We start from the raw sequence: 6317 nt of genomic DNA, 5'->3' as shown, positions 1-6317 counted from the left end.
CAGCAAGGCCGCTTGGCGGTTGACGGCGAGGGCGTCAGCGCCGCGGACGCCAATCTGGCCGCCGGCCGCAGTCCGCAACAGTGGCGCGATACGGCAATGTATAACGGCATGGAAAATCCGCGTTTTAGCGACAATCAAGGGGTGGTGATGCCGCCCAGTGGCGTCAATAGCGGCGCCGGCAGCGGTGGCGGTTTCAGTTACGGTCAATCGGACAGGCTGGGTACGCAAATACCTGGCGCGTTTTAAACAGTAAGCGACAGGAGCGGAGTGTGCCGGTTTTTATCAACGAAGTGATAGCGGAAGTCAGTCAGCCCGACGCTGGCGAACAAACCGAAAATCCGGTGTTCGCCGCCAGTAACGAGCAGGAAGAACAATTGCTGCGGCAACTGCAAATCCTGCATGAGCGGCAGGCCCGCTTGCTGGTGGATTGAAATGGCCGAAGCCTTCATCAACGCCAGACCTCGATTTAGGGTCGACGGCAATGACGATGCCGCCATGGCGGAAGCGGTCAAGGATGTGGCGATACAACAGCCGCTGTCCGGACGCGCGCATGCCGAGATTCGCCTGATCAACTGGGGCCGGGTGGACAACGCCGAGGCGCCGGGCTTTGTATTTCAGCAAATCCGGCACGGCGCCGTGATCGACATCAGGATAGGCGAACAGGACCAGCAAGCATTGTTCAGCGGCGACGTCACCGCGATAGAAGAACGTTACGGCGACGGCGCCCCGCAACTACTGTTATTAGTGGAAGACAAAATGCATTTACTGGCCCGGCAACGGCATACCCGCCGCTTCGAAGAACAAAGTCTGGACGACGTGTTGCGGGCCCTGGCCGACGATGCCGGCTTGTCCGCAGATATTCAGGTGTCGTCGCAAACCGGCGACTGGCATCAATTCAACGAAAGCAACCTGGCCTTCATGCAACGCCTGCTGGCGCCTTACGATATCGCCGCGCGCTGGCGGCAAGGCCAGTTGCGCATTAAAGCGGAGCAGGCCGACGGCAACCCGCCGCGCTTGAGTCCGCAAGACGGCATGGAGTATCTGCGCATCATCGCCGATCTGAACGGCCAGCCGGCAAACGCCAAAGTCGCGGGTTTCGATCTGGCCGCCGACCAAGCCACTTCCGCCGAAAGCGCCGCCTTGCAACCGGCACCCTCCGGCGCTTCCGGCGTCGACCTGCTGAACGAACTGGGCTGGCCCGGCGAGGCGTACTTTCCGCATCCCTTTGCCAAAACCCAGGGCGAGGCCGACAAATGGGCCGCCGCACAATTCCGCGGCCGGGCCAAAGCCTTTCTGGCCGGGGAAGCGGTGTGCACCGGCAATGTCGAGTTTGCGGCGGGCCGGGAAGTGGAACTGACCGACGTTTCCGAACGCTTGCGCGGCCGCTACCAAATCGTGCATTGCAGCCACCGCTTCGATAGCAGCCAGGGTTTTAGAAGTTTTTTAAAACTCAACCGTGCCGATTGGAGCGCCTGATATGAATACCCTGGGCCACGGTTTCGGCGCCTTGCAGGCCTTGCATCTGGCCACCGTGCTGGATAACCAGGATCCGGACAACCGGGGCCGGATCAAAGTGCGGCTGGCGGTTGGCGACATGGAATTATGGGCGGCGGTATTAACCAACAGCGCCGGACAGGATTACGGCGTCAGCCTGCTGCCAAAAATCGACGAAAAAGTGGTGCTGGCGTTTATCAGCCCGGAAGTGGCGGTGGTGATGGGGGCGCTGTGGTCGGGCGGCGACAGCCATCCGCAAGAAGCCCGCGAGGTGGAGGACGTATATTGCATACGCACGCCGTCCGGTTCGCAACTCAAATTCGACGATAGCGAGGATTCGAAGATCGACATCAAGACCAGCAGCGGCTACCACCTGGAAATCACCGAAGCCGAAGGCGGCAAGGTGTTGATCGAAAAAGGCTCGGAAAGCATCGAATTCAGCAATGCCGAAATCAAAATCAACGCCTCGTCCAAAGTCAGCATCGAAGCCGCGCAGGTGAAAGTATCGGCCGGCATGGTGGAAGTGGAGGCCGGCATGAGCAAATTTTCCGGCGTGGTGAAATGCGACACTCTGATCAGCAACGCGGTGGTGTCCAGCAGCTATACGCCGGGAGCGGGGAATATATGGTAGCCGAACACAAACCCGTGCTGCGGGCGCCGTATTACGCCGACCCGGAAGACGGTACGATGATCCACCGTTATCTGGAGGAGGATTTCGTCACCCGCCATTTGCAAGCCATGCAACAAGGCGGCCTGCAGGGCAACCGGGCGCAAACATGGCGGTTCGAAGACCGCTTTGCCGACGATAAAACGCTGCCCTGGCTGCGGCTGCCGGTGCATAGAACCTTTTATATGGTCAGTTGCGAAACGGTTTGCGATACCTTCGGCAACCCGCCCTTCAATCCGCAAAACATTACCTCCGCCGGTTTCGTGGTGCGCCGCCGCGACGGCGGCCGTTGGCTGCAACTGAACGGCGTGGCCCAGGGCTGGCAGGCCGCTACACCGAACCAGGACGACCCGGACTACGCCAGGCAACTGCGCCGGCAAAAATTGATACGCCCGCGTCTGCCTGAACCCTTGCTCAGCGGCGAGGAAACCTATCCCTTGCATGCACAATTGGTCACCGCCACGGCGGCCGATGGCAGGCAGCGCAAACACACCTTGCTGTACGGCTTTTTACCGCTGTCCGGCTCGGTAGCCAATGAGCTGTTGGAAAAGCGCGCTAGCGTCGACTATTTCGTCGATACCCTGCCGTGGCCGTTCGGACGGCAGGATCAAATAAACCACGAAGTATTGGTTTGGCGGCGCGGCGACGGGCACGTCATGCAGAACGGCGTACCCGAACCGGCCTTGCTCAAGCTGATCAATCAATTGCTGAGTCGTTATCAGTTATTGGATAACGCCGTAACCGCCAATAAAGCTTTGTACGATTTTTTTACCGGCGTGCATTTTTACCGCCTGCCGGACCGAAGCCGTTATCAACAAACTCGGCAAAAGCTGGCGCAAGTGGCGCAACGCTGCGGCGGTTTGGCCGAAGCGCTGGCCTTGTTTCCGCTCGGCAATGCCGCCGAAACGATTGCCGCCTTAAAAATCCAACAACGTAGCGTGCCCGGTCTGGCTTATCCCGATTTTGCCGAAGCGGACGATTTCGCGGCGGCCCGCTTGACGGCGGATACGACGCAAGCGCTGCAATGGCTGGCCGGGGTATCGACATTGGCCAAAAGCATTCTGCCCAATCCGACCGCGCACGCGGCGCTGTCGGCGTTGCTATCCGGTATTAACAGCGCGGATGCCAGCCTGCATGCCTTGCAAAGCTATCTGTCCGATAGCGGCAATTTTAAACTGCAAAGCCTGCAAAATTACTTTGATAGCAACAAGGCTGCATTATTGACCAAGGCCAGTAGCGACGAGGATGTGGCCGATTTGTTCGTCAACGTAGCCGCGGATAGTCAGCTGTTTTTCAACGAAGCGCAAGCCATGCGCTTGCGCGAGCTGCTGTTCGAGCGTTCCGCGGCGCAGACCAAGGAGTATGTGGACAGCCTGCAAATTCCGCGTTACCAGCAAAACACCGGTGATATCTATTACATCAAGCCTTTCGTGCGCTACCTGGACCCGCACGGCTGCGAACAGATCGTTTGGGGCGGCAACAGCGAACCGTTCCGGGTGGCGGCGCCGTTCGATCCGGAAGCCAGCCGGCCGCAAGCGATACAAATGCCCAAGTTGTCCGATTTGAAGCGCGGCCTGGCCAAGGGCGCCACCTTCGTGGCCCCCAAGGACCTGGCGGAAAAACTGAAAACCATCGGCATGGAGATGCCGCCGACCGAAAAATCCGGCAATAGTTTCGGCTTGGAATGGATCATCAGCTTCAGTCTGCCGGTGATAACCATCTGCGCGATGCTGCTGTTGATGATAGTGCTGAATCTGTTGAATTTGTTTTTCCAATGGCTGCCGTACGCCATTACTTTGATACCCAAACCCAAATGAACAGCCGACTCTCGCCCATCATCAGCTGGCCGCTGGAAATCGAACTGGAAAACGGCCGCCTGCGCTTTGCCGAGGACAACCCCAGCATCCGCCAGGTAATCTGGAACATTCTGGCCACTCGTCCGGGCGAGCGCCTGATGCGGCCGGAGTTCGGCGCCGGTTTGTATAACTATATCCACCAGCCCAATAACGAAACCACCCGCAATCTGATCAAGGACGCGGTGGTGCGCGGCGTGACCCGCTGGGAACCGCGCGTGGAGCTGACCAGCGTGCAGGTGTTGCCCGACCCGGAGCAGATTAGCTATGTGAATGTCAGCATCCATTACCGGATCAGGCAAAACGGCGCGACGGGGCAAGCGGATTTGAGCCTGCAACTGGCCAGCGGCGGATAACGCGATGATAAACCGGTAGCGAACATACGAAGGTGACTATGAAACCCATGATCAATCTTGATGACCGTCGCTTCGAAGAATTGGTGGAAGAAGCCAAGGCCCGGCTGTTGAACAGCCTGCCGGAGCTGACCCAAATCGTGCCCGGCGACCCGGTACACGCCTTGGTGGACGTCTTCGCCTGGCTGACCGAGACCATCCTGTACCGCGCCAACTTGATTCCGGAACGGCAGCGGCAGGCGTTTTTGAATTTGCTGCAAATACCGCGCCGGCCGGCGGTACCGGCCAAGGGCCTGGTTTGCATAGACGCCACCCGCAAACGCACCGCCAACCTGGCCGCCATCATTCCGGCCGAAAGCCATTTGCCGGCCGGCACGCAATGGTTCAGCACGGTCGGCGATTTGCAGCCCACGCCGTTGCTGTTGGACGTGGTCTGCAAGGAAATCGTCAGCAATGCGCAGTTACTGGAATTCGGGATCACGCCCGAGCAATTGCAGTTAACGTCGCCGGCCGGTAGCGCCGCAATCCCGTTCCGGCCCCGGCACTTGCTGCCGGGCAGGGACGCCATGGATTTGGCCGCCACGGTGGATAAGGCCTTGTACCTGGGATTTAGCCTACCGCTGCCGCTGGTGGCGCAAAAAACCGAGCTGGTCAAAAATCTGGCCGGCATTACCTTGAACATCGGCATCGCCCCGGCCGACGATCTGCCGGCCGAACAGGAAAGCCAACCCTTGCCGCGCAACTTGCTGTGGGAACTGGCCTGGCAGCAACAAGGCGTCACCGATTTCGATTATCTGCCGCTGGAACAATTAGCCGACAGTTCCAACGGCGCCCGCCGGCCCGGCGTGGCGCGGCTGCGTTTGCCGAAAGACACCTCGCTGTTGCAGCCGTTTTTACCGGACGATCCGGCAAACGCCGGCTTGCGCAACAGTCCGCCGGAGCAGCCCGGCTCGACCAAGCCGGAACAAATGCTGTTCTGGCTGCGGCTGCGTTGCCCTGAACAACCGGACCTAATCCTGAGTTATCTGGCCGTGAACGCGGTGGATGTGATAGGCCAGGGCATAGAGCGCGATGTGATGCTGGGCTTGGCCAGCGGTCAACCGGATCAACTATTGGCGTTTCCGCAACAGAACATCGATGTCGAATCCGCGCAAATAGACGTCGAAGAAAACGGCCAATATATCTCTTGGCGGCGGGTTGAGCATTTCGGAGCGTCCGGCGCGGACGACAAGGTCTACATGCTGGATGCGGCGGAAGGTTGGTTGCGCTTCGGCGACGGTTTTCGCGGCAAACTGCCGGGTCGCGGTAAACGGGTCCGCGCGTCCTACTACCGACACGGCGGCGGCGCGGCCGGCAACCTGCCGGCCAATAGTCTGAAGGTGCTGGAAAACGCCGCCGCCGGTTTGCAAGTGCGGCAGGATTTTCCGACCGCCGGGGGCATCGACGCCGAAACGGTCAGCCAAATGGAGCAACGCATCGCCGCGTTTTTAAGCCACCGCAACCGGGCCGTGACCCGAGACGATTTCACCCGGCTGGCCTTGGACAATCCGGTCAATCCGGTAGCGAAAGCCGAACTGCTGAGCGGTTTTTTGCCGGGTTCCAGCCTAGCCACCGCCCGCTTCGAGGTGCCCGGCGTGGTCAGCGTATTCGTGCTGCCGCCGGCCGAGCAAGCTATCGGCACTTTTCCGCGCACCAGCGTGGGCCTGTTGAAAGACGTGTATGCCTATTTGAGCGAACGCTGCCTGCTGGGCACCGAACTATACGTGCTGAGCCCGGAATATGTGCAAGTGGCAATTGCCGTGTCGGTGCGCGAGCAAGACCCGCAAATCCGCCAGCAGGTGTACAAAGCCGTGGAACAAAGCCTGCTGAATTTTTTGTGGCCCCTGGCGCCCGGCGGCCGTATCGGCCAGGGCTGGCCGCTGGGTCAGGCCGTGGACGTCAACGAGTTGC

7 protein-coding genes are annotated in these 6317 nt (G+C 59.9%); all 7 read left to right on the top strand.

What is annotated here, in order from left to right:
• On the top strand, positions 1-246 hold a 246-nt coding region (locus NP596_RS19175; RefSeq protein WP_256617013.1), incomplete at its 5' end, for a hypothetical protein.
• Positions 247-269: 23 nt separating this feature from the next.
• Positions 270-431: a hypothetical protein gene (locus tag NP596_RS19170; RefSeq protein WP_256617011.1), complete on the top strand. Its 162-nt coding sequence runs from the start codon at positions 270-272 to the stop codon at positions 429-431.
• Positions 400-1476 carry a phage late control D family protein gene (locus NP596_RS19165; RefSeq protein ID WP_256617009.1) on the top strand — a complete coding sequence of 359 codons (1077 nt, stop codon included), beginning with the start codon at positions 400-402 and terminating at the stop codon, positions 1474-1476. The genes NP596_RS19170 and NP596_RS19165 overlap by 32 nt, the downstream gene beginning before the upstream one ends.
• A gap of 1 nt (position 1477) precedes the next feature.
• Positions 1478-2125 carry a phage baseplate assembly protein V gene (locus NP596_RS19160; protein ID WP_256617008.1) on the top strand — a complete coding sequence of 216 codons (648 nt, stop codon included), beginning with the start codon at positions 1478-1480 and terminating at the stop codon, positions 2123-2125.
• A complete protein-coding gene (locus NP596_RS19155; protein WP_256617007.1) occupies positions 2119-3978 on the top strand; it encodes a hypothetical protein in 1860 nt (619 codons plus the stop codon). The genes NP596_RS19160 and NP596_RS19155 overlap by 7 nt, the downstream gene beginning before the upstream one ends.
• On the top strand, positions 3975-4370 hold the full coding sequence (locus NP596_RS19150; protein ID WP_256617006.1) for a GPW/gp25 family protein: 396 nt from the start codon (positions 3975-3977) through the stop codon (positions 4368-4370). The genes NP596_RS19155 and NP596_RS19150 overlap by 4 nt, the downstream gene beginning before the upstream one ends.
• Positions 4371-4408: 38 nt before the next feature.
• On the top strand, positions 4409-6317 hold a 1909-nt coding region (locus NP596_RS19145; RefSeq protein ID WP_256617005.1), incomplete at its 3' end, for a baseplate J/gp47 family protein.

The sequence above is a fragment of the Methylomonas rivi genome (genome assembly GCF_024505165.1).
GTDB lineage: Bacteria > Pseudomonadota > Gammaproteobacteria > Methylococcales > Methylomonadaceae > Methylomonas > Methylomonas rivi.
This window is presented reverse-complemented; position numbering and strand designations above follow the sequence as displayed.